Origin of the sequence: Brevibacillus formosus, assembly GCF_003013405.1 — a bacterium.
Taxonomy (GTDB): domain Bacteria; phylum Bacillota; class Bacilli; order Brevibacillales; family Brevibacillaceae; genus Brevibacillus; species Brevibacillus formosus.
In genome coordinates, this window is record NZ_PXZL01000013.1 from 1 (window position 1) to 22758 (window position 22758).

Here is a 22758-nt window from a genome sequence, read left to right on the forward strand (position 1 = left end):
CACACTCTTAGCAATCATGCATATCTAGTTTTGAAGGTGCATATAATCACGGAGAGTTACCCAAGAGGCCGAAGGGGACGGTTTGCTAAACCGTTAGTATGCGCAAGCGTAGCGAGGGTTCGAATCCCTCACTCTCCGCCATTTTTATTTTGGCGGCGTAGCTCAGCTGGTTAGAGCGTTCGGTTCATACCCGAAAGGTCGGGGGTTCGATTCCCTCCACCGCTACCAAACTACATAAAAATATGGCGGTCGTGGCGAAGGGGTTAACGCACCGGATTGTGGCTCCGGCACTCGTGGGTTCAAGTCCCATCGATCGCCCCATAACAACACGGGAGTATAGCCAAGTGGTAAGGCACGGGTCTGCAAAACCCTTATCCCCGGTTCAAATCCGGGTACTCCCTCCATTTTAGTCCCAGTAGCTCAGCAGGATAGAGCAACGGCCTTCTAAGCCGTCGGTCGGGAGTTCGAATCTCTCCTGGGACGCCACGCCTTTTCAAAAGATAGCCTCCTTGAGACGTTGTGGCGTCCGCAGGAGGTTTTTTTCGTAGAAGATAGCGTGTCCTTTCAGGAGACAATCAGAAGCAAGTGATAAGTCAAATGGCCTATTTCGAAAAAATAGTAAAAAAACTTTCATCCACAATTGGAAATGTTTTGTCTAATTTGTCATAAATTATGTAAAAAAATCACAGAATATGGCTCCCTTTCTATTCCGAAAATGTGACGAAACGATGATATTTTTGTAGAGAGGCGTTTGCATTCTTTCAAAATTTTTGCGACATGTAACTTTCTTTTTCGACAAACGTATCTACTAGAAGACTGAGCAAACAAAGCGATAGTTTGACAGGGAAAATCTGGGCTCCATCCAGTTGAAAACGATATTGACTTGCGAAAATTGATTGTGTATACTCAAAAACGTACTTCGTGTCAACAGAAAAACACGAGTAAAATCAGCGTTTATAGGCGGTCGTGGTGGAATTGGCAGACACACCATCTTGAGGGGGTGGCGGGGCGACCCGTGCGAGTTCGAGTCTCGCCGACCGCACCAATCCCGGAAACAATCAGGAAGAAATGGAAACGAGTGTTTGTGTTTTTCTAAATAAACAGAGCCTTTTTCGACAAGGGCTTTTTTTTCTGCCAACTGCCAAGCACTGTCGAATAGAAAGAGAAAAAGGTGGGAAAGGTGATAGCAGTGCCTTATTTTTTCCCACTTTTGGGTCATTGCTTATGAATCGCATTTGATGTAAACTGCCAATTGAGAGAAAAACAATAGAGAAATGTTGGAAAAACAACACTACCTAAATTCAGATCAGACCCAATCTGATTTAGGTCGAGGAGAAGAACCCATGAGTGTAATTAGAGAGATCATTGAGGGATTATTCATCGGATTTACTTCTGCGGTGGGCGTAATCGGCACATACCAAACACTGGTTTCTTGTGCAGGCCTATTCCGCAAAAAAGAGCAAGTAACATCTGAGCCGCAAAAGACGTTTGCTGTGCTCGTGGCCGCTCACAATGAGAGCGCCGTAATTGCTCCGCTTATTGAAAACCTGAAGAAACTCGACTATCCACGTGAAATGTACGACATCTTTGTCATTTGCGACAACTGTACAGATAACACGGCAGAAATTAGTCGGGCGCATGGTGCAATTGCATGTGAGCGTTTTGACACATCCAAGCGTGGGAAAGGCTACGGTATCGAATGGATGCTGGAGAACCTCTGGGCAAGACCAAAGCAGTACGACGCTGTCGTCATGTTTGATGCTGACAACTTGGTTGAGAAAAACTTCCTGAAAGTAATGAATGACCGTCTCTGCAAAGGGGCGCGTGTGATTCAAGGCTACCTTGATTCCAAGAACCCGTTTGATTCCTGGATTACGCTGTCCTATGCGGTTACCTACTGGTTTACAAACCGTATGTGGCAGCTGGCTCGTCACAATTTGGGACTGCCGAACACTTTGGGCGGAACTGGCTTGTGCGTTGAGAGCAACCTGCTCAAAGAAATGGGCTGGGGAGCAACAAGTCTCACGGAAGACCTGGAATTTGCAACACGTTGTATTGAACGCGGTATTTACCCGACTTGGGCTCATGACACCAAGGTCTGGGATGAAAAACCGATTGACTTAAAATCGTCTATGCGCCAGCGTTTGCGTTGGATGCAAGGGCACTACGATGTGGCAGGACGCTACATTCGTTCTGTCTTGTTTAATGGTGTGAAGTCGAGAAAGCTGGGGATGCTTGACGCAGCCTTCTACCTCTTCCAACCGATGTACGTGCTTATGGTGACAATGATGTCGGTATTGTTTCTGGCAAGATTTTTTGATATTGGTACGTTTTCAACGGTATCCACGATCTTGCCTACGTGGCTGGTATACGGTTCTACTGCCGTGTTCTACCTGTTGCCAATCTTGGCCCTCTATTTGGATAAAGTTCCGTGGAAGGGGTATTTCGGGCTCCTCTTGCTACCGTTCTTTTTCCTGACCTGGCTTCCGATTATGTTTTACGCGTTCTTTACGAAGAAAAACCAAGTGTGGAGTCATACCTCTCACACACGCGCGATTCGTATCGAGGAGATCCAGCAATAGTGATGTAAACAAGCAAAAACCACAGGGGGAATATTCACCTGTGGTTTTCCTATTATCTTAAAGTAGCGAGACCGTTGCCGAATTTGTTATAATGACGTGATCAAGCAAGTAGCGTTTGCCAACGGGATTAAGGCACCAGCGCCAGACGTAGCGGTGCCCATAGGAGGAAAACAGCAATGAAGCTCGCGACAGATATTCACAACAACGACGTCCCATTGTTGTGGGGCGATAAAAGATACCATACATGGAATTATCATTTAAGAGGGACTTTTCACGAAAAGATTTTCAAGGTTCCATTGGATGGCGGCTTTAGCTGTCCGAATCGGGATGGGAAAGTAGCGACAGGCGGCTGCACGTTTTGCAGCGCGAGAGGATCTGGAGATTTTGCCGGTGACCGCAGAATGGATCTGGAAAGACAGTTTCATGATGTGAAAAATCGCATGCACGAGAAATGGCCGCAAGCCAAGTATTTGGGCTTCTTCCAAGCGTATACGAATACGTATGCTCCTGTGGAGGAACTGCGGGAGATGTACGAAGTCATCCTTAAACAGGAAGGGGTAGTCGGACTCTCCATTGCCACACGTCCTGACTGCTTGCCAGATGACGTCGTGGAGTATTTGGCTGAACTGAATGAGCGCACATATTTGTGGGTGGAGCTCGGTCTGCAGACAGTCCATGAGCACACAGCTCAGTTAATTAATCGAGCGCACGATTATCAATGCTACGTGGACGCTGTAGAGAGGTTGCGCAAGCACAACATTCGTGTATGCTCTCATATCATCTACGGATTGCCAGGAGAGAGCCACGAAGAGATGATGCAGACGGCAGATGCTGTGGCACATCTGGATGTGCAGGGGATCAAGATACACTTGTTGCATCTGCTGCGCAAAACGCCGATGGTGAAGCAATATGAAGCAGGTCTCTTGGAATTCCTGTCGCAGGAGGAGTACACGAAACTCGTTGTGGATACATTGGAAATTCTACCTCCGGAGATGATCGTCCATCGAATCACAGGGGACGGACCACCTGATCTCTTGATTGGACCGATGTGGAGTCGCAAAAAGTGGGAAGTTCTGAATGGCATTGATGCAGAACTGAAAGCACGGAATAGCTGGCAAGGAAAGTTTTTCGTGCCACGCACGTAAATGTCACAGCACCAAAAAGGAGGGAGCCTTTTCAGGGCTCCCTTTCTTTTTTATAGATTTCGAATGAGATTTCTCGCACGCTTCGGGTAATTGGTGATCAGTCCATCTACCCCACAGTCAATGGCTCGCTGGATTTGCCGACCAGTATTTACGGTCCAGCTCAAAACTTCAAAATGATGCTGCTTTGCTTGTTTGACCAAGTCTTCCGTCAATTGATCAAATGGGACGTGCAATTGATCAGCACGATAGCTGCTGGCTACTTCCCAAGGCTTGGCGAGTGGTCCAACGTATAAAAGTCCCGTCGTTTGCGTGGCATCCAATTGCTTGATTCGTAAAAGGCTGTCGAAGTTAAACGTTGAAATGATGGTTCGCTCTGTTAGCTGATAGCGTCTGATTTGTTCGATGACGAGCTCCTCTAAGTGAGGTTGATCAAGGAAGAAATTTTTCATCTCGATGATGAAACGCAGTGGTGTGTCTACAAACGTCTGGAATACCTCCTGTAGGGTTGGAATGTGGGCTTTTGGTACTCGCATAGACGAGTCTTTATCCGCACGTAGCTGACGCAGCTCACGCAATGTGTATTGACGCACCAATCCAGAACCATTGGTTGTGCGCTCCAGGCTATGGTCATGAATAACGACCAGCTTATTGTCACTGCTGAGCTGAACGTCTAATTCGATCCCATTGGCTTTTCGTCGGACAGCTCCTTGAAACGATTCCATCGTATTTTCCGGAAACAGGCCGGAAGCGCCACGATGGGCATAGATAAGTGGGGGCACGAGGGCTTCCTCCCTTCTCGAGCGTGTAATTCCCTACTACCATGATATGTAAAGGGCCCCTCGATACGACCTGACATGAGAGGCATCTGCAGAAGTCTATCCGATTACGACAAGTACGATGACCAAAAGGACAAAGAGGACAAGGATCATGGCAAAATTGTTATTGCAGCTCACAAAAAACACCCTCCTTCTCGCACATGAAGCATCTACTCTCATGGTATGAAGAACGAGTAAATATGACCCAACAGAATGCCCACCTTCTGTTTTTTTGTGCATGTGGAACGCTTTTTTATACAGATTGGCAGATGACGGCTTTACTTGTTTTGCTACAATGAGAGGAGGAGTATTGTAGGGGAGGATGAAGACCGTGATAAATGTTATAGGCGCACAGGACGCTGGCGACCTGATCATTGATCGACAAAATCGCCGGGTAAAACTGCATGTGTATGAACCATCACAAATCGAGCAGTGGAATCGGGTCTTGAAGGAGCTGGCCGAAGAGTCAGAGGCAACAAAAGTGATTGTGTACGGGAAGAAACAAGATGTTCCACAATGGCAATCCCTGGGTTACGAGCTGGAGGGAACCATCGATGGTTTTTTTCAAGGGGAAAACGCACAGATGCTCACCTGCTATCTGACAAAAGAGCGAGCTACCTCTGGTGCAGCAAAACTTGCCGAGGAAATTCTTGCGCTAAGTCTATCTCGAGCGGGGAGTACGATAGAAAAATCATTACCTGAAGGGTACCGCCTACGTGAAGCAACGGAGGCAGACACGAAGGAATTGGCGTGTTTGTATGGACTGGTATTCGCGACGTATCCTACACCGATGAACGATCCGTCCTACATTCGCAAAACCATGCAAGAAGGTACCGTCTACTATGTCGTTGAATTTGAAGGTAAGATCGCATGTGCTGCTTCAGCTGAAGTATCCGAACGCTTTGGTTCAGCGGAAATGACGGATTGCGCGACCCATCCAGACCATGCAGGGAAAGGTCTCCTCCAACCGCTGTTTATCGCGCTGGAACAAAGGATGGAGGAGGCGGGGATTTACTTTTTGTACACCTTGACCCGGGCACAATCTGCAGGAATGAATGTGACGGCTGCCAAAATGGGTTATGAATATCGGGGAAGGCTGATTAATAACTGTACGATTTTTTCAGGCTATGAAGACATGAATATATGGGTAAAGCCGCTTCGCCCGACGAGGGAATAACAGGCTACCTGTTTGTAGGATACAACTGCTGTTGCAGACGACGGGCCATCAGGGCCAACTGAAGCTGCCAGCGTTGATGGGCATCCTCCAGGCGGTAGCCTGTTTTTTCTTCGATCTGGGTCAACCGGTACTTGAGCGTATGTCGATGGATATACAAGGCTTGCGAGGTTTGCAGACCATTTCCATTCTGGGCCAAATACACTTCAAGTGTTTCGAGCAGCTGTTGATTGTATTTTGTATCATAGCGAATTAATGGGTCCAGCAATGGGTTCCACAGGCGGAGCAAGCTTTCTTTTTCACGATGGTACGGAAACAAAAACTGATAGCCCTGCATATCCCGGTATCGCAAAATTTGCGGGGATTGGGCCAACAGCGGGTACGCTTGCAGAGCAAACATCGCTTCTTCGGAGGCACTGACGACGTTTGGCAATTGCTCACAGGGATTGCTCAAGGCGATCTGTAGTGCAAGCTCAGGATGCAGCCCTCTCCAGCGGGAAGTGAGCTGTTCTAACAGGCGTAGGCTCGTCTGATCATCCGGCAAAATAAACAAGAGGCAATGTGGCCGCTCGCGAAGCAAATAAGAGCGCTGATGACGGTCGCTAAGCCTCCGCATCAACGTAATGACACTTTGATGCATGTCTCCGAGCATCGTCTGATCGGCTACCTCTACGCGAACAGCGACACAGAGATGATGTCCAGCAAGCGGGTACCCCAGCATGCGACAACGGCTCTCCAGCTCCGTATGGGTCATCTGCTGCCCGTTGAGCAACTCCTCCACAAAATCCCCTTTTAACCGCCATTCCGTTGCCGCTACCGCCCTTTCCTTTACATATTCGAGTGCACATAAGGTAGAGGCATGCTGTAGAGCGACGTCATCGAGCTCTTTCCAGGCGTGCTCAGGCTTCGTTAAGGTCAACGTGCCAAAATGCTCGCGATTGGCGCGAATCGGGACACGATGCGCGATTTCCTGAGACTGATCATGTAGGAGTGCTTCCGAACTGCCATGCTGTGTGACTTCGAAGCCTAATGCATCAACGAGTGACACGACGCCTCCCGTAAGTGCAGCGAGCTCCCCGGCAATAGCGGGAAGGCCTCCCTTGGACAGGGCAGCGTCAATCATACGGTTATGAATGGCAGAGGAATAGGCCAGCGTTTCAAATTGCCGATTCATGATCGGCTGCAAGATGGCTTTGGTTATGGTTGAAAAGTTTATCTCCGTGGGAATTTCAATCAATGGCAGTTGATAGTGATCCGCCAAAGTCAAAAACGTCTCGGGAATTTCCCGTAAATAAAAACCTGTATGAATCGCAACGCCACTCAGCTTTTGCTTCGCCAACGAAGGAATAAAAGAAGCGAGCTTTTCTGTGTGCTCAGCCAGCCCAAAGCCGGTTGTAATCAAAAATTCGCCTTCCTGCAAGCGACTCGTATCCTCCAGCACCTCGACAATTGTCACCCAACGAATCGGATTGTCCAGTCCGCCTGCTCCTGCGATCAGCCTGGTGTGAACCATGTCCGGCAGTTGCAGCGCTTCTCTTATCGTGATGGTCATCAGGTATCTCCTCCAAAAGTCTCGGTAAAGGTTCTCTTATACAAAATGTACAAAAGATTTTGTCTCTTTTCCATGTTTTTTTGCCAGCACGTAGGATGGCTCTTGCGTGCTGGTCAGCTAGGATAGAGGTAGAGAATAAGTGAGGTGGCGACGAAAATGACGAAAAGCTATGTAATCAAGCCTGAATTGGGCAAAGAGTATCCGGTTATTTCTCACGGTAAAGGCATCTATCTTTACGATAAAGATGGGAATCGTTACATCGACGGTTCCAGTGGAGCAGTGACGGCAAGCATTGGCCACGGTGTAGAAGAAGTAGCTGAGGCGATGTATGCGCAAGCCAAGGAGGTTTCCTTCGTATACCGGTCGCATTTCAGCAGCGATGCTGTGGAGAAGCTGGCTACAAAGCTGGCGGAGTGGGCACCAGGCTCACTGAACTGGACGTTTTTTGTCAGCAGCGGTTCGGAAGCAACCGAGACGGCACAAAAAATCGCGATTCAATACTGGCAGGAAAAAGGTAGACCAACGAAAAACCGGATTATCTCCCGCTGGATGAGCTATCACGGGATTACAATGGGTGCACTTTCGATGTCTGGACACGTCTTGCGCAGAAAGCGGTTCACTCCACTATTGGCTGACTATCCGGCGATCACAGGACCATATCCGTATCGCAAACCAGAAGACATGTCCCTCGAATCGTATGCGCTTGCGTGTGCAAACGAGCTGGAGACCGCAATTTTGCGCGTCGGACCTGAGCAGGTAGCGGCATTCATTGCAGAGCCTGTCATCGGCGCTTCAGGGGGAGCGGTCGTGCCACCAGACGGTTACTTCCAGCGTATTCGCGAGATTTGTGATAAATATGAGGTTTTGTTTATCGCAGACGAAGTAATGACAGGAGTAGGTCGCACAGGGAAAGCGTTTGGGATCGACCATTGGGGCGTCGTGCCTGACCTGATGACATTGGGTAAAGGGATGAGTGCCGGTTACACGCCTATGGCTGCTACGATTGTCTCGGACGAAATCATTGAGACCATTACAAAAGGTAGCGGCTCGATTATGGCAGGACATACGTATAGTGCCAATCCACAATCTGCTGCTGTTTCTCTGGCTGTCCTCGACTATGTGGAAAAGCATCAGTTAGTCGACAAAGCAGCCGAACAAGGTGCCTATATGCTTGCCCGCCTAAAAGAACTGGCAGACGAGCTGCCGTTGGTCGGAGATGCACGTGGTCTTGGCATGCTGTGCGCACTGGAATTTGTGAAAAACAAGCAGACAAAAGAACCGTTTGCGCTCTCGGGGGGAGTAGGCGGGAAGGTCATTCAAAAAGCATTTGAAAAAGGCTTGCTTATTTATCCGGCAATGGGCGGAATCGAAGGGGTGGCAGGAGACGCTGTCATCATCTCACCTCCACTGACCATTACTACGGAGCAAATCGATGAACTGATATCTCTGCTGAAAGAAGCGGTGGTAGCTGTTCAGCAAGAGCTCCAAGACAAGGCACTGATCGGATAGAAGAGGAGGAACGAGGATGACAAATCGATTTGAAAAGGTCGTCTCCCTGTCCGAAGCGCTCACCCATTTTCGCGATGGGATGACGCTTTTGGCAGGGGGATTCGGTGGGGTAGGCAACCCGCCTACTTTGATTCAGGGAATTTTGGATAAGGGCGTGCGTGATCTGACGCTGATCAGTAACGATACTGCTTTCCCGCATATCGGAATAGGCAAGCTGGTGACCGAAAAGCGCGTAAAAAAAGTGATAGCTTCACATATTGGCTCAAATCCGAACGCAGGGGCCCAAATGACGGCTGGAGAGCTGGAAGTAGAGTTCTGCCCGCAGGGGATACTTGCAGAGCGTGTACGGGCAGGTGGAGTCGGTCTGGGAGGCATTCTATCGGATGTCGGCATCGGGACGATCGCGGAAAAAGGGAAGCAGAAGATCGTTCTGGATGGAAAGGAATACTTGTTGGAGACACCACTCACTGCCGAAGTGGCGATCGTACATGCGAAAAAAGCGGATCGCTTTGGCAATTTGGTGTTCGATACAAGTGCACGCAATTTCAATCCGTTAGTGGCGATGGCGGGCGACATTACGATCGTGGAGGCGGATGAGATAGTAGAGGTAGGTATGATCGACCCGGAAGAAATCGTGACCCCGGGCGTTTTCGTGAACTTTATCGTCCAAAGTGAAGGGGTGAACTGGCAATGGGCATGGGAGAAGTAAAAGAAACCGAGAGCTATCGTGAACGTATTGCCCGCCGCGCAGCACTGGAAGTGGAAGACGGCATGATTATTAACTTGGGAATCGGCATTCCAACGTTGGTTGCGGATTTTATTCCAGCTGAGAAAAGAGTCATGTTTCACGCGGAGAACGGCATTCTCGGTACAGGGCCAAGCCCTGCAAAAGGCGAGGAGAACGCCATGCTTTGCAATGCGGGCGGTTTTCCTGTCACGCTTGCCACAGGGGCATCCTTTTTCGATAGTGCGACCGCTTTTGCCATCATCCGCCGCGGACTGTTGGATATGACGATTTTAGGAGTCCTGGAAGTAAGCCAAAATGGTGACATTGCCAACTGGATCGTTCCAGGCAAACGCGTCCCTGGCATGGGAGGAGCTATGGAACTGGCACAAAAGGCCAAAAAGGTCATGGTTGTGACCACGCATCTGGATAAAAACGGACGTTCAAAAATCGTTCGTGAATGCTCACTGCCGTTAACCGCAACAAAAGCTGCGGATTTGATTATCACGGACATGGCTGTTATGGAGGTCATGCCAGATGGGTTGTATCTGCGGGAAGTCATGTATCCGTACAGTGTCGCTGACGTGATTGGAGCAACGGAAGCCGAGCTCAAGATGGACGGAGAGGTTGGCGTTTTCCGCTAAGCAAAGACAAAACCATGGAACGGGGGAAAAACATGGCAAACTGGAAGGGGCTTATACGGGAGCAATTGGAAAAAGATCGAGAGGCTGCTGTTCAACTGCTGCAGCAATGGGTAAAAAGCCCGAGTGTACAAGGAGAAGAGCAATCCATCCAGCAAAGCATTGCAGAGCTTTTGGGGCAGATGGGGTTGGACGTTGACTTATGGGTCATGGAAGGCGAAGAGCTGGTGTCACATCCGTATTTTGTCTCCCCGCGTACGACGTTTGAAGGCAGTCCAAATGTCATCGGCGTGTGGAAGGGACAAGGAGATGGCCGTTCCATCATTCTAAACGGACACGTGGATGTAGTGCCCGCGGGCGATCTGGCACAGTGGGACGATGATCCGTTTAGCGGGAAGGTTGAAGACGGCAAGCTTTATGGACGCGGAGCAACCGACATGAAGGGTGGAAATTTATCATCGTTGTTGGCGATCCAGGTTCTACAGAAGTTGGGTGTGCAACTGAAAGGCGACGTCATTTTTCAGAGCGTCGTAGAAGAAGAAAGCGGCGGTGCAGGTACATTGGCGACGATCATTCGCGGTTACAAGGCGGATGCTGCCCTGATTCCAGAGCCGACCAATATGAAAATTTTCCCGAAGCAGCAAGGCTCCATGTGGTTCAGATTGACCGTCAAAGGGCGTTCTGCTCACGGAGGGACCCGCTACGAGGGAGTCAGCGCCATCGAAAAGAGCATGCTTGTCGTTCAAGCAATTGGACAATTGGAAAAAGAGCGTAACGATCGACTCGACGATCCGCTCTACGCCAAGCTGCCCATTCCGATCCCGATTAATTTGGGGGTGATTGAGGGGGGCAAGTGGCCTTCGTCTGTAGCTGACCTCGTCAAGCTGGAAGGAAGGATGGGGGTTGCCCCAGGAGAACAGATGGACGATGCCAAAGCAGAAATGGCGGCAGCACTCAAAAAGCTGGCAGAGGTCGATCCGTGGTTTGCAGAGCAGCCTGTTGAGCTGGAATGGTTCGGAGCTCGTTGGGTCCCGGGAGCAGTGGAGCTCGATCATCCGTTGATGGATATTCTGCAAGCGCAGTTTGAAGCTGTGACAGGAGATCGTGCCATTGTGGAAGCATCGCCTTGGGGAACAGATGGCGGCTTGCTGACTGCTTTGGCCAATACGCCAGCGATTGTGGTCGGACCTGGAGTCACACAGGTTGCACACTACCCGAATGAATACATCGTTTTGGATGAGGTATTCCGTTGTGCTGAGATCTTTGCGCTTACGTTACTGGAATGGTGCGGTGTGGCTGAAAGTGTGAAAGAGTAAGGAGATATCCAAATATTTCAAAGTCAAGACAGGAAGGCACGTATATGAGGGAGAATGATTGGATGGTGAACGCCAATCAATGAGAGTGGGGATATGCCGATGAAAAAAACGTGCTTTATCGGGGGGGAGTGGGTGCCAGCCACTGCTCATGCACCGCTATTCTCTCCATGTACGGGTCAAGAGATTGCACAAATTTCGCAAGCAGACTCATCATTGGTTGAAAAAGCAATTGCTGCGGCCCACGAAGCGACAGCCGTCATGCGGCGACTTCCTGCCTATCAACGCGCCTTCCTGCTTGAAAAAATCTCGATTTTGATGAATGAACGTTTGGAAGAGGCAGCGCGGATCATTGCAATAGAAGCGGGGAAACCAATCAAAACAGCCCGTGGTGAAGTGATTCGAACCATTCAGACGTATAAATTTGCGGCAGAGGAAGCCAAACGGCTCCACGGAGAAACCGTACCACTCGATGCAGCTATCGGGGGAGAGGGACGTTTGGCTTATACCGTGCGTGAACCGCTGGGAGTCATCGGCGCAATTACACCCTTTCATTTTCCAATGAATCTCGTTGCTCATAAGGTCGGACCTGCTCTAGCTGCTGGCAATACTGTTGTTCTCAAGCCAGCATCGCAGACACCGCTTAGCGCATTGTTTCTAGCAGAGCTTGCAGAGCAAGCTGGTGTGCCCGCAGGAGCCCTCAATGTGATCACGGGCAGTGGGGCGAGCGTAGGTGATAAAATCGTATCTGATCCGAGAGTCAGGGCGGTGACCTTTACAGGGAGTCCAAATGTTGGGCTGGATATACGCAATCGAGCGGGTATGAAAAGAGTCACGCTCGAGCTGGGATCGAATTCGGCAGTAATCGTTGATCGTAATGTGCAGCTGAATGAAGTGATTCCTCGATGCGTTTTTGGCGCCTTCGCCTACTCTGGGCAGGTATGTATCTCTGTGCAAAGAATTTATGTGGACAAAGAGATCTATCGAGATTTCGTCGAACATTTTGTTGAGCAAACACGAGCACTTCGCGGTGGTGATTCGCTTTCTGAGGAAGCGGACTATTCTGCCATGATTAATCCGCGCGAAACAGAACGTGTGTTGGAGTGGATTCATGAGGCACTTCTACAGGGGGCGCGTTTGGAGTGTGGGGGACAGATCGTGGATCGGATGCTCCAGCCTACGGTATTAACGGGTGTTCCAGCAGATGCAAAAGTATCTTGTCAGGAGGTATTCGGCCCTGTCGTTCTGATAAATCCAGTGGAGTCGGTCCGGCATGGTATTACGTTGGTAAACGATTCTCGCTATGGATTACAGGCTGGTGTCTATACCAACAATCTGTCGTTGGCTCTGGAAGCGGTAGAAGAGCTACGCGTAGGAGGTGTGATGGTGAATGATATTCCCACTTTTCGCGTGGACCATATGCCGTACGGTGGCGTGAAAGAGAGTGGACTTGGTCGGGAAGGGGTCAAATACGCGATAGAAGAAATGACGGAATTGAAACTCGTTGCCATCAAGCGATAAAGGAAATGGGAAAAGAGCTCTTGCAAAAAATAGTAGAGCTGTGATATAGTATATATTGTTGAAATACGGAGGGATACCGAAGTGGTCATAACGGGGCGGTCTTGAAAACCGTTAGAGTGCAAGCTCACGCGGGTTCGAATCCTGCTCCCTCCGCCATAAATACAAATGAACCGACTCCAGTTGAAAAACTGGGGTCTTTTTTATGGTCGAGCGCTTTGAGAGTTAGTTGTGGGTTCTTTTTTGTAAAAATATCAGAAAATAAAGAAAACTATTATATAATGGAGATGAGATTATAAGTGATGGGGGAATTTGCATGCTAGAAGCGCAAAGGGTTCGGAGAAATGCACTTGGCGATATTTTGCGAAGAAGTCGTGGACGAAACCCTGATAAGCCTGCCCTGTACTTTGAAGAAGAAGTATTGACCTACACGCAGCTTGATCAGCTTGCAAACAAGACGGCTCATTCGCTTCTTTCAAGAGGCTTGCAAAAAGGGGAGCGGGTAGCAGTACTGTCACGCAACTCGATGGATTTTGCGATTCTGAATTTTGGGCTAGCGAAAGCAGGAGCCATCATGGTGCCGATCAACTTCATGTTGAATAAGGAAGATGTCGCCTATATTTTCGGTCATGCGGAAGTGAGTGCGTGCTTCGTAGCCCCCGAATTCATGCAGCTCGCTCAAGACGGACTCCACTTAGCTGGAATTTCCCCCAAGCTGCTTTCCCTCATCTCCAAACCAGCAGTACAAGAAGAGGAATGGTTGCCTTTTCGCACGCTGATTGAATCGGCAGACGACCATGAGCCTGAAGTAGACATAGTGGACGAAGATGTTGTGCAGATTTTGTATACCAGCGGAACGGAATCAAAGCCAAAAGGTGTTATGCTCACTCATAAAAGCATCATCTCCGAATATGTCAGCACGATTATCGAAGGTGGAATGACGCAGGATGATGTGGCTGTTCACGCACTCCCCTTGTTCCATAGTGCGCAGCTTCATTGCTTTTTGGGTCCGTACGTGTACCTGGGTGGAAGCGGAATTATTTTGGAACAGGCAACCCCTGCGTTGATGCTACAGACGGTAGAGGAGTATAAGGCTACTCAGTTGTTTTGTCCGCCAACCGTGTGGATTGCCTTACTGCGTTCTCCCGATTTTGCCGCGCGTAATTTGGGTTCTTTGCAAAAGTGCTACTATGGTGCAGCAATCATGCCAGTAGAAGTGTTAAAAGAGCTTGGTCAACGCCTCCCCAACGCTCAGTTTTACAATTTTTACGGACAGACGGAAGTAGCGCCATTAGCAACTGTTTTACAACCGAAGGATCAGATGAGAAAAGTAGGCTCTGCAGGCAAGCCAGCATTAAATGTGGAAACGAAAATCGTCGATGATGATGGGAAGGAAGTCCCACGTGGTAGTGTAGGTGAGATTGTACACAGGACCAGCCATGCGATGCTGGGGTATTTCCGAGATGAGGAAAAGACACAGGCTGCCTTCCAAGGAGGGTGGTTTCACAGCGGGGATTTAGGCATTATGGATGAGGAAGGCTATATCACGGTCGTTGATCGGAAAAAAGATATGATTAAATCGGGGGGAGAGAATGTAGCAAGCAGGGAGGTTGAGGAGCTTATTTATCAACATCCCAAAGTGTCTGAGGTCGCAGTAATCGGAGTTCCCCATCCGTACTGGATCGAAGCAGTGACGGCTGTCGTTGTGCCAAAAGCAGGTGAGTTACTGACTGCTGACGAGATGCTTGCTTTTTGCAAAGATCGTCTTTCCTCCTTCAAAGCACCCAAATATGTAGTGATTGCTGACAATCTTCCTAGAAACCCCAGCGGCAAAATCTTGAAAAGAGAGTTGCGCCTCCGATACGAAACACTTACGACGTAGACACTCGCAAGGTCTAAAGCGCAGAAAAACCCGCTCTGAATCCGGAGCGGGCTTTTTGCTGCTGTGATTATTTTACGTTGGAAACAGTTGGGCGATCGGCTTGAATGACTTCAAAACGATAGCCTTTTTCTTTCAAGTACGAAATGATTTCGGGGAGAGCTTCAGCCGTTGGCGACTTGGTACTGGAATCATGCATCAAAACAACGATTTCTTTTTGTGACTTTACTTGCTGCTTTATATTTGCCAGTGCTTGCGCGGCTGTGTATTTGTTACTCCTTGCATCGCCGTTGGTTACATTCCAGTCGATAAACATATAGCCACGTTGTTTCGCCTCTGCTTTGATCGCCTGCATGACTGTATGCTGCTTGTTATAACGCGTAGGATCTTGATATTTCAAACTGACAGTATTCGTACTGCCACCTGGATAGCGAAACACGGTTGGTTTTACGCCGACTGCCTTTTCAATCATTTGACTGCCTTTTTCCAGGTCTGCAAAAAAGCCATCCATATTTTTGTAAAGAAGCTGATAATTATGGGAATACGAATGTCCTCCCAGCGCATGTCCTTCAGCTACAATCCTCTTAAGAATGGCCTCATGACCAGCCACCTCACGGCCTACAATAAAGAAGGTGGCTTTGACCTGATGCGTTTTTAGCGTATCCAAAACGCGTGGAGTTACAGGAGAGGGTCCATCGTCAAAGGTTAAATAAGCGATCTTCTCAGAAGTCTTCGGTGTCTGAGGGGCCGGTTTTTTAGCTGGTTCAGGCTTTTTCGTTTGATCGGTCGTTCCGTTATGATTGCCAGTCTTCGGTGGAGTCGGTTTCTCTGGTTTTGCTGGCTTGGACGGTTTTGGCTGTTCTGGTTGCTTTGGTTGTTCCGGTTGTTTTGTGTGCTTTTGGTGAAGCGGCTGCATCGGGATAAATGGTTCATCGCCATAGATCAAATATTTTTGCCGCAGCTCTACAAATTTCTTCAGATCCGCTTCATAGGAGGAAACGATCTCCTGCGGGGATTTTCCTTGTTCGAGAAGCAGACCGATTTTGTTGGTACCCATTACCTTGTCGAACATAGAGATTTGCATACTCGTACTTTTTGGTATAGGGAATGGCTGCAATTGCTTGGCATAAGCTAGCGCGTAAATACCTGTTTTTGCCGGGTTAAACTGATGTGGATCGTTGATCTGAAGGCGTACGCCCCCGGCAGTTCCTTTATTCTCAGGAATAAAGAGGACGCCAGGCAGAAGACTGCCATTTAACAAATCGGCGTACTTGTGCGAATCTAGGCCCTCTGCCCCGATCCAGGTGAAATGGTCGCCTTGACGAATAGGGGTACCCTCACCCAAACCAGTTGCCATATACCCAAAAACCGAGGTCAAGTTAGGGATGTGCGGAGAACTCGGAATCCAGGCCAATCCTGTCTGTTGGTAAATCATGTTGCGTGTATACCCTTGCATCGGAATGACGGTAAGATCTACACCGATAGTACGATTGAAAAACAAGGCCAGCTCTCCGATGGTCATACCATGTGCAAGCGGGAGGGTATCCACTCCGATAAAGGAGCGGTAAGGAAGTTCAACTACAGGACCCTCGACAATCGTTCCACCGAGAGGATTCGGTCGATCCAGTACCATTACTTCTTTTCCTTGTTCTTTTGCAGTTATCATGGCGTATTGCAAGGTAGATATGTATGTGTAGGTTCTCGATCCGATATCCTGCAAATCAACGAGAAGAATATCGATGTCTTTCAGCATTTCTGGTGTCGGCTTGCGAGTTGATCCAGACAAGCCGTAGACGGGAATAGCGTAGACGGGGTGAACAAAGCTCGTTACTTGTTTCCCTGCGACCGTTTTTCCGTCGAGGCCGTGTTCAGGTGCATACAGAGCGGTTAAATGGACGGAGCGATCACGTCGTAACATGTCGATCGTGCTAACCATTTGACTGTTTTGACCTGTTTGATTCGTAATTAACCCGACTTTTTTGCCTTCAATGAGATGGTGGAACTGATTGAACAGTACATCACTTCCCAATTGGATGGCAGTCGTGTTGGCGGAGCTTCCTACGGGAGGAATTAAGGTTAAGATAATTGCCAGGATGAGGAAAGGGAGAAATTTGTTCATCATACATTGCCTCTTTCAAGATAAAATACTGTCGCTTCTTGTCTATTGTAACGGTTTTGGAAAGCAAGATGGTTGCATTTTTGTAACAATTTGAAATTAGGTCAAAAGGAGGAGGAAAAGTAACGGAAAAGAGGAGAGCTACTAGGAAAGAATGATCTTTTGAAAAGGAGACTAGAGGAAAATCTTGAAACAGCCTTCATCCTATAGTAGATTAAGAATCGTGTGAACCTTTTTGGAAATGGAGTGAATGTTTTGCTAAAAAAAGTAACCTCATTACTGCTGGCGATCGCCTTGGTACCGATGGCAGCATTTTCTGCGGCTGCAGCGCCTGCAACTGTAACGCCTAAAGCCGTACAGAATGCTGTTAAGGTGGAGTACAATAAAAAACAAATTGCGTTTCCTGACCAAGCACCTATTATCAACCAAGGACGTACACTGGTTCCGATTCGTCCGATTGCAGAGAGTCTTGGATTTGAAGTGAAATGGAATGAACAAACTCGTACCGTTACCATCAATAAAGGGAAAGATAACATCAGATTGGTCGTTACTCAAAAAATTGCCAACAAAAATGGACAAACGATTAAGCTAGATGTACCTGCACAGATTGTGAACAAGCGCACCGTAGTACCTGTTCGGTTTATCGCGGAAGCTCTGAGCTACAAGGTTGAGTGGGATCCGAATACACAAACTGTATTGATTGCGGATAATGTGAACACTAATCAAGTCGGCCAACAGGAACAGCCAAAAGATCCAGCAAAGCCTGCAACAGACGAGAAAAAATCCGATACACATGTAGCATTGTTCGATAAAGCAAGTATTGAGGGGAAAAAGGTGAACGTCTTTGCTTATTATCAAGTTACCGGAAAAGTTGACCCCGACTCAGAAGTTGTCGTCGTCTTAGGAGATGATACATTTGAGGTTGATGTCAATAAAGACGGTACTTTCAAGTTCCAACATGAAGGTGAGCATGATGGCATTCGTTCCTTCACTTTAAAAGCAGAAAAGGACGGTAAACAAGATACAGTAGACGGTGAGTTTATCGCTCAATAAGGCAGCTACTTCCTGAGTAAGAATACCTCCTGCACATCATACTAAGTGCAAGGAGGTGTTTTTGTTGTGAGACGAATAAGTAGGAGTATCATTGCTGTACTTCTGTTTGCCGGCTTGCTGACAGGGTGTTCGCCTAACAAAGAACAGGGCACCGAAGATCAGAACGGAAATCAGGCCAAATTTGAATCTCTCGGAATTAATTTCCAAAACGATAACGTCGGTAGGGACAAAGGACCGGCAGCCATGATTAGCCAAAAGAGGGTTCATCAGCGAGAGCCGCAGCTCGTGAGGCACTTGGAAGGGCATGCGGAAAAGCTGCCCGGTGTAGCCGATATCAAGGTGTTAGCGTACAAGGATAACTTGATTGTAGGTGTGTTGCCAGTCGATACACCAAAGCCTGACGAAGTCAACCCGCGGCCGTCCATTCCGTATACGCCTGGAAAAATTGTGCGAGTCGATAATGGACATCCAGATTCACTGCACAGACGTGTTGTGGATCGGATGAGGTCACGCTTGCAGGCAGAAACACGCTTCAACATTTTGTACGTGTCTACCAATCGCGCTGTTTATGACCGGATTGCAGATTTGCATTCACGAATTACAAACGGAGAGCACATCAGTGACGAGGAGTTCCAAGTTTTGTTAAATGATATTGGATATACGGTCATTGGATATAATTTAGTGGATTGAAAGAGCACCACCTGGACTCCCGGGTGGGCTTTTTGTCGATTAAGGCTCAAATGGCAGGAGAATAGTTAGAAATGGGGAAATAGTCAAAGAAGAGCAGGAGAACGGCAAGGAGTGCACATTGTATGATACCAATCCACATCCCTATATCCAAAATAACTCCTCCAGGACAGAAGCCATATGTCTTACGGCGACCTGCATTGGCAAAAAAATTACGCCTGTTGAAATATACGCAGCTTTGTCTCATTCATGCAGGGACAGGCTATGGCAAAACGACTTCTTTGGCTACATTTCTACATGATGAAGCACTGGCTGCTTCCTGGTATACCATTCAGGATGGAGACGATGCCCTGCTAGCGTTTGTCTTCTGTCTCGTCGAAAGCGTTCGTCAGGTTCATTCTGATTTTGGACAGGTATTGCGAGAGCAACTCAAGCGTATCACAGAACAAAGTCCGGTGCCCTCCATAGACAGTAAGGTATTGGTCGACTGGTTTGTCGGGGAATGCGTACAGCTTCAGGCTGACCACATACTCGTTTTGGACCATTACCAGCGAATTGAGAATGGTAGTGACGTCGATCGATTTGTTCAAAGGTTAGCCGAGGCTCTTCCACAAAAGGTCAAGCTGGTTATTTTAACGCGCTTTCGACCGAAATGGTCCACCCTCGACTTGTTGTCTGCAAGAGGAGAGTGTCTGGAGCTTACATCAAATGACCTTTCGTTTACACTGGAGGAGAGCGAGGCCTTTTATTCTGATCAATACGACATCACGCTGTCTGAAGAGGATTGGGGCCGAGTCGAAGAGGTGGCCCAAGGCTGGGTGATGGCTCTGCGGACTTTTGGTGAAATGGTAACGAGGGGACAGACGGTTTCTGACAGTCTGCGTGAGTTATCGCGATTGCTGCATTTGCTGGAAGTAGAAGTCTGGACACAGCTGGATGCAGGTATGCAGTGCTTTTTAATGGAGGCAGCGGTTCTCGAACAATTCGATTTGGAGGATTGCAAGCAAATACTTGGGGAAGGATGCATAGAACACCTGTTGGAAGCACAGCGTTGTAATCTATTTCTTCATGTCCAAGCAGGATCTCTTTATTCCTTTCATCCGCTTTTCCAGCGTCTTTTGTCTAGCAAGCTGGCTGCGAATCAAGCGACGTACGTACATGTCAATCAAAAGGCCGCAGGATGGTACAGACGTAAAGGGGACGAGGCAAAAGCTTTCGGGCGGTTGCGTCTCGTGGAGCAGTGGGAGGTGCTGGGTGAGTGGCTGTGCCAAGCATCAGAAAGGTTGCTCCAAGCAGGGAAGCTAGACTTTTTATACGAGTGGATAACGTTGTTACCTGAGCGCATCAAGTGCGAACAGCATTGGCTGTTGTTTTATCAGGGCGAAGTAGAACGTTATCGCTGTCTATATGCGAAGGCTTTTTCTTCGTACGAGCAATTTTTGAAGCACTGTGAACAAAAGCAAGATCAAATCGGATTGTGCCGCGGGTTGGAAGGGCAAGCACGCGTTCATCTCGACAGCGTGCAAGGCGTCCGGGCAGAAGAACTGCTCAAGAGGGCGATTCAACTTTTGCCCCCGTTTGAGCAAGAGAATGAGATGGCACCGAGGCTATACCGCTTGCTGGCAGAAATCTATACGAATCGCGGAGATGCCAAACAGGCGGCAGCTTGGTATGAACGGAGTCAGGAATTAGAGCAGCAGACGGAGGTTGAGCTGGAATCGCGCCTGTTGTTTCGTACTGGCCGATTGCAGTCCTCCATTCAGCTCTTGGAGAGTAAGTGGCAGGTAGAACAGAGGAAGCATCCTCCGTTGACCAGATCGTATCGGGAAACCTCTTTGCTGTTATCTTTCGTCTATGCATTGAATGGAGAATGGGAGCGAGGATGGGAATCTGCAGAAACTGCCATACAACTTGGGCGTGCAGCGCATTCACCTTTTGTAGAGGCGAATGGCTATGTTCGAAAAGCCCATGCGGCCCTGATCAGTCAAACTTTGCCTACGGACGAGATTCGCCAGCTTTATGAAAAAGGTTTGCAAATCATGGAGGAGCTCCAGTCGACACGCGGAAAGTCAGAAACGCTTCTGGGACTAACCTTGCTTCATGCAAGAGAAAAGGCACTCGACCAAGCGCTTTTGTATGGCAACAGGGGGATACAAGAGACAGAGGCAATGCGCGACGACTGGTTAGGCAGTCTCGTACGTATGGCGATCGGGATTGCATATGCCAAATACGGGAAAGAAGAGGAAGCGTGGGCTACCTTTATCGATTGTGCCGACCGGCTTAGTCACTGCGGGGATAGCTACAGTGTCGTCATTTGCCAATTGTGGCTGAGCTTCTTGGCTTATCGCAAAAAACAATGGGATTTGTTTGTGCCTGCGGTGACGCAAGCGCTGTCCTTGATGAAGTCCGGTGAATATCAATTCCTTTTGCAGAGACCTACCCTGCTTACACCACATGATGTACAGCAGCTTATGCCGATTCTGATTGAGGCAGAGCGCCGAAAGGTATCGCCGGATTACGTCTCTCAGCTGTTAAATGATTTGGGCTTGCAAAACGTGACATTCCACCCCGGGTATACCCTTCGTATTCAGACGCTGGGCGCTTTCCGTGTATGGTTGGGAGACCGGGAACTGAGCGAAAAGGCGTGGCAGCGTGGGACGGCCAAGCTGTTGTTTCAGCTTTTATTGACAAAGAGACATCATTTGTTAGCCCGGGAAGAAATCATGAACCGACTTTGGCCAGACAGTATCGAGGAAGCGGCCATTCGCGATTTTAAAGTGTCACTGAATGCATTGAACAAAGCCCTTGAGCCAGATCGTGCTGCCAGAACAGACACATTCTTCATTCAACGCCATGGCAGCTCTTACGGTTTCAATCTGGCATCGGGCTACCATATGGATGTCGAAGAGTTCGAGAAGCTCGTTACACTGGGCTTGGCAGAATCAGATCGGCGCCAGGGGGCCATCCTTTTGGAAAAAGGGCTTGCGTACTACTTGGGTGATTACATGCCGGAATGCCGCTATGAGGATTGGTGTGTAGAAGAGCGAGAGAGAGTGCAGGCGCTGTTTTTACGCGGAGCAGAGAGGTTAGCTAAAATCATGCTAGAGGACGGGCAATTGGAAAAAACGATCCGTTGGTGTGAAGCGATTCTGCGGGTGGATGATTGCTGGGAGGAGTCGTACCGCTTACTTATGACTGCGTATTATCAGCAGAATAATCGGACACAGGCAATCCGCTGGTATGAAAAATGTGTAGGAAAGCTAAGGGAGAACCTCGGTGTCGCGCCAATGCCTGCAACCATGGAGACTTACCTTCAAATTATCGAGAAGTAAAAGATCGCCCGCAAAGCGATCTTTTTTTGTACATAGAGCAATGGCTGCTTGACAAAACTAGGAAGTATTCGTAATATAATCTTTGTACTGACCAGTCAGTTCAAAAAATCGAAAGGGGACAGGAGTGATGGCACCATCCAAAAAAGATCAAATTGCGAATGGAGCGCTAACCGCATTTGCCCAATTGGGTTATAGCGAAACGACCATGGATGCAATCGCGGAAATGGCGCAGGTGGCAAAAGGAACACTCTATTATCACTTTTCCACAAAGGAAGAGCTATTTTTGTACGTGATAGAAAAAGGCGTGAAGATGCTGATTTACCATGTAGATAATGTAATACAAAATGAAGAGCTTTCCTTGGAGGATCGCATTCTGAATGTGCTGGATGAGCATCTTCGCTTCTTTTCCGAGAATCAAGATTTGTGTTTTCTGTTGCTGAGTGCCTTCTCAGGAGATGGGCAGCGCGACAGGATGGTTGGCAATCTGCTAGGTGGCTATTTCAGCACAATGGAGTCACACATGCTGGAACTTCAGCAGCAGGGGTATATTCGGGCGGATATCGATATTCGCACACTTGCTTCCGCGTTGTTTGGTATGGTTGGTTTTACCGTACTTCGCAAGCAGTTTCGCAAAGAGCCAGTGAACAGTGCCGCAGATAAACAGACGCTTCGTTATATGCTTTCAGGAATGTTTCAAAATAACGTCTAGAGAAACGTA

Annotated in this window: 17 protein-coding genes and 7 tRNA genes; 20 read left to right on the forward strand and 4 right to left on the reverse strand. The window is 48.4% G+C overall.

All coding sequences use genetic code 11. The features are described 5' to 3' along the window. Nucleotides 1–50: 50 nt before the first annotated feature. From C7R91_RS12470 to mnmL, 8 genes are all read left to right on the forward strand, one after another. Nucleotides 51–141, forward strand: a tRNA-Ser gene (locus C7R91_RS12470). Nucleotides 142–151: 10 nt separating this feature from the next. Continuing rightward, a tRNA-Met gene (locus C7R91_RS12475) sits at nt 152–228 on the forward strand. Nucleotides 229–245: 17 nt separating this feature from the next. Beyond that, nucleotides 246–321: transfer RNA gene (locus tag C7R91_RS12480), tRNA-His, on the forward strand. A gap of 9 nt (nt 322–330) precedes the next feature. Then, nucleotides 331–404: transfer RNA gene (locus tag C7R91_RS12485), tRNA-Cys, on the forward strand. A 5-nt stretch (nt 405–409) separates the two neighbouring features. Continuing rightward, nucleotides 410–486 (forward strand) — tRNA-Arg (locus C7R91_RS12490). Nucleotides 487–960: 474 nt separating this feature from the next. Then, a tRNA-Leu gene (locus tag C7R91_RS12495) sits at nt 961–1045 on the forward strand. A 298-nt stretch (nt 1046–1343) separates the two neighbouring features. Further along, nucleotides 1344–2582 carry a glycosyltransferase family 2 protein gene (locus tag C7R91_RS12500; protein WP_047068638.1) on the forward strand — a complete coding sequence of 413 codons (1239 nt, stop codon included), beginning with the start codon at nt 1344–1346 and terminating at the stop codon, nt 2580–2582. A gap of 176 nt (nt 2583–2758) precedes the next feature. After that, nucleotides 2759–3727: a tRNA modification radical SAM protein MnmL/YtqA gene (mnmL, locus tag C7R91_RS12505; protein ID WP_047068639.1), complete on the forward strand. Its 969-nt coding sequence runs from the start codon at nt 2759–2761 to the stop codon at nt 3725–3727. Nucleotides 3728–3777: 50 nt separating this feature from the next. Here the strand turns inward: mnmL and C7R91_RS12510 are convergent, their stop codons facing one another. Both C7R91_RS12510 and yjcZ read right to left on the reverse strand, forming a co-directional pair. Then, nucleotides 3778–4506 (reverse strand): glycerophosphodiester phosphodiesterase, encoded by a 729-nt coding sequence (locus C7R91_RS12510; protein WP_052773368.1) that lies wholly within the window; start codon nt 4504–4506, stop codon nt 3778–3780. A gap of 96 nt (nt 4507–4602) precedes the next feature. After that, the gene (gene yjcZ, locus C7R91_RS29960; RefSeq protein ID WP_106786205.1) at nt 4603–4917 is read right to left on the reverse strand and encodes a sporulation protein YjcZ; all 315 of its coding nucleotides are present in this window, start codon (nt 4915–4917) and stop codon (nt 4603–4605) included. Here yjcZ and ablB point away from each other — a divergent pair. Beyond that, the gene (ablB, locus tag C7R91_RS12520) at nt 4865–5719 is read left to right on the forward strand and encodes a putative beta-lysine N-acetyltransferase (protein WP_047068640.1); all 855 of its coding nucleotides are present in this window, start codon (nt 4865–4867) and stop codon (nt 5717–5719) included. The two genes, yjcZ and ablB, sit on opposite strands and share 53 nt — an antisense overlap. 4 nt (nt 5720–5723) lie before the next feature. On the opposite strand, the gene C7R91_RS12525 is transcribed toward ablB, so the two are convergent. After that, nucleotides 5724–7268, reverse strand: a complete 1545-nt coding sequence (locus C7R91_RS12525; protein ID WP_047068641.1) for a PucR family transcriptional regulator — start codon at nt 7266–7268, stop codon at nt 5724–5726. 156 nt (nt 7269–7424) lie between these two features. Here C7R91_RS12525 and C7R91_RS12530 point away from each other — a divergent pair, with 156 nt between their 5' ends. The 7 genes from C7R91_RS12530 (at nt 7425) to C7R91_RS12560 (ending at nt 14855) form a co-directional block, all read left to right on the forward strand. Further along, nucleotides 7425–8777: an aspartate aminotransferase family protein gene (locus tag C7R91_RS12530; protein ID WP_047068642.1), complete on the forward strand. Its 1353-nt coding sequence runs from the start codon at nt 7425–7427 to the stop codon at nt 8775–8777. 16 nt (nt 8778–8793) lie between these two features. After that, the gene (locus C7R91_RS12535) at nt 8794–9486 is read left to right on the forward strand and encodes a 3-oxoacid CoA-transferase subunit A (RefSeq protein ID WP_047068643.1); all 693 of its coding nucleotides are present in this window, start codon (nt 8794–8796) and stop codon (nt 9484–9486) included. Next, complete coding sequence (locus C7R91_RS12540; protein WP_012685801.1) at nt 9468–10145, forward strand: 3-oxoacid CoA-transferase subunit B; 678 nt, start codon at nt 9468–9470, stop codon at nt 10143–10145. Before C7R91_RS12535 ends, C7R91_RS12540 begins: the two co-directional genes overlap by 19 nt. A 32-nt stretch (nt 10146–10177) precedes the next feature. Beyond that, nucleotides 10178–11458 (forward strand): peptidase, encoded by a 1281-nt coding sequence (locus C7R91_RS12545; RefSeq protein WP_047068644.1) that lies wholly within the window; start codon nt 10178–10180, stop codon nt 11456–11458. A 99-nt stretch (nt 11459–11557) separates the two neighbouring features. Next, a complete protein-coding gene (locus C7R91_RS12550) occupies nt 11558–12976 on the forward strand; it encodes an aldehyde dehydrogenase family protein (protein WP_174769345.1) in 1419 nt (472 codons plus the stop codon). Between the two features lie 67 nt (nt 12977–13043). Beyond that, nucleotides 13044–13132 (forward strand) — tRNA-Ser (locus C7R91_RS12555). A 157-nt stretch (nt 13133–13289) separates the two neighbouring features. Further along, nucleotides 13290–14855, forward strand: coding sequence for an acyl-CoA synthetase (locus C7R91_RS12560; RefSeq protein WP_047068646.1), 1566 nt, complete (start codon nt 13290–13292; stop codon nt 14853–14855). A gap of 67 nt (nt 14856–14922) precedes the next feature. On the opposite strand, the gene C7R91_RS12565 is transcribed toward C7R91_RS12560, so the two are convergent. After that, on the reverse strand, nt 14923–16971 hold the full coding sequence (locus C7R91_RS12565; RefSeq protein ID WP_047069457.1) for an exo-beta-N-acetylmuramidase NamZ domain-containing protein: 2049 nt from the start codon (nt 16969–16971) through the stop codon (nt 14923–14925). Between the two features lie 222 nt (nt 16972–17193). Here C7R91_RS12565 and C7R91_RS12570 point away from each other — a divergent pair, with 222 nt between their 5' ends. The 4 genes from C7R91_RS12570 to C7R91_RS12585 all read left to right on the forward strand — a co-directional run bounded on the left by C7R91_RS12570 (nt 17194) and on the right by C7R91_RS12585 (nt 22749). Beyond that, nucleotides 17194–18021: a copper amine oxidase N-terminal domain-containing protein gene (locus tag C7R91_RS12570; protein ID WP_047068647.1), complete on the forward strand. Its 828-nt coding sequence runs from the start codon at nt 17194–17196 to the stop codon at nt 18019–18021. Nucleotides 18022–18087: 66 nt separating this feature from the next. Continuing rightward, complete coding sequence (locus tag C7R91_RS12575) at nt 18088–18711, forward strand: YhcN/YlaJ family sporulation lipoprotein (protein ID WP_047068648.1); 624 nt, start codon at nt 18088–18090, stop codon at nt 18709–18711. Nucleotides 18712–18833: 122 nt separating this feature from the next. Further along, entirely contained in the window at nt 18834–22040 is a 3207-nt protein-coding gene (locus tag C7R91_RS12580) for an AfsR/SARP family transcriptional regulator (RefSeq protein WP_047068649.1), read from the forward strand. Nucleotides 22041–22167: 127 nt separating this feature from the next. Next, nucleotides 22168–22749 (forward strand): TetR/AcrR family transcriptional regulator, encoded by a 582-nt coding sequence (locus C7R91_RS12585; protein ID WP_047068650.1) that lies wholly within the window; start codon nt 22168–22170, stop codon nt 22747–22749. Nucleotides 22750–22758 lie beyond the last annotated feature (9 nt).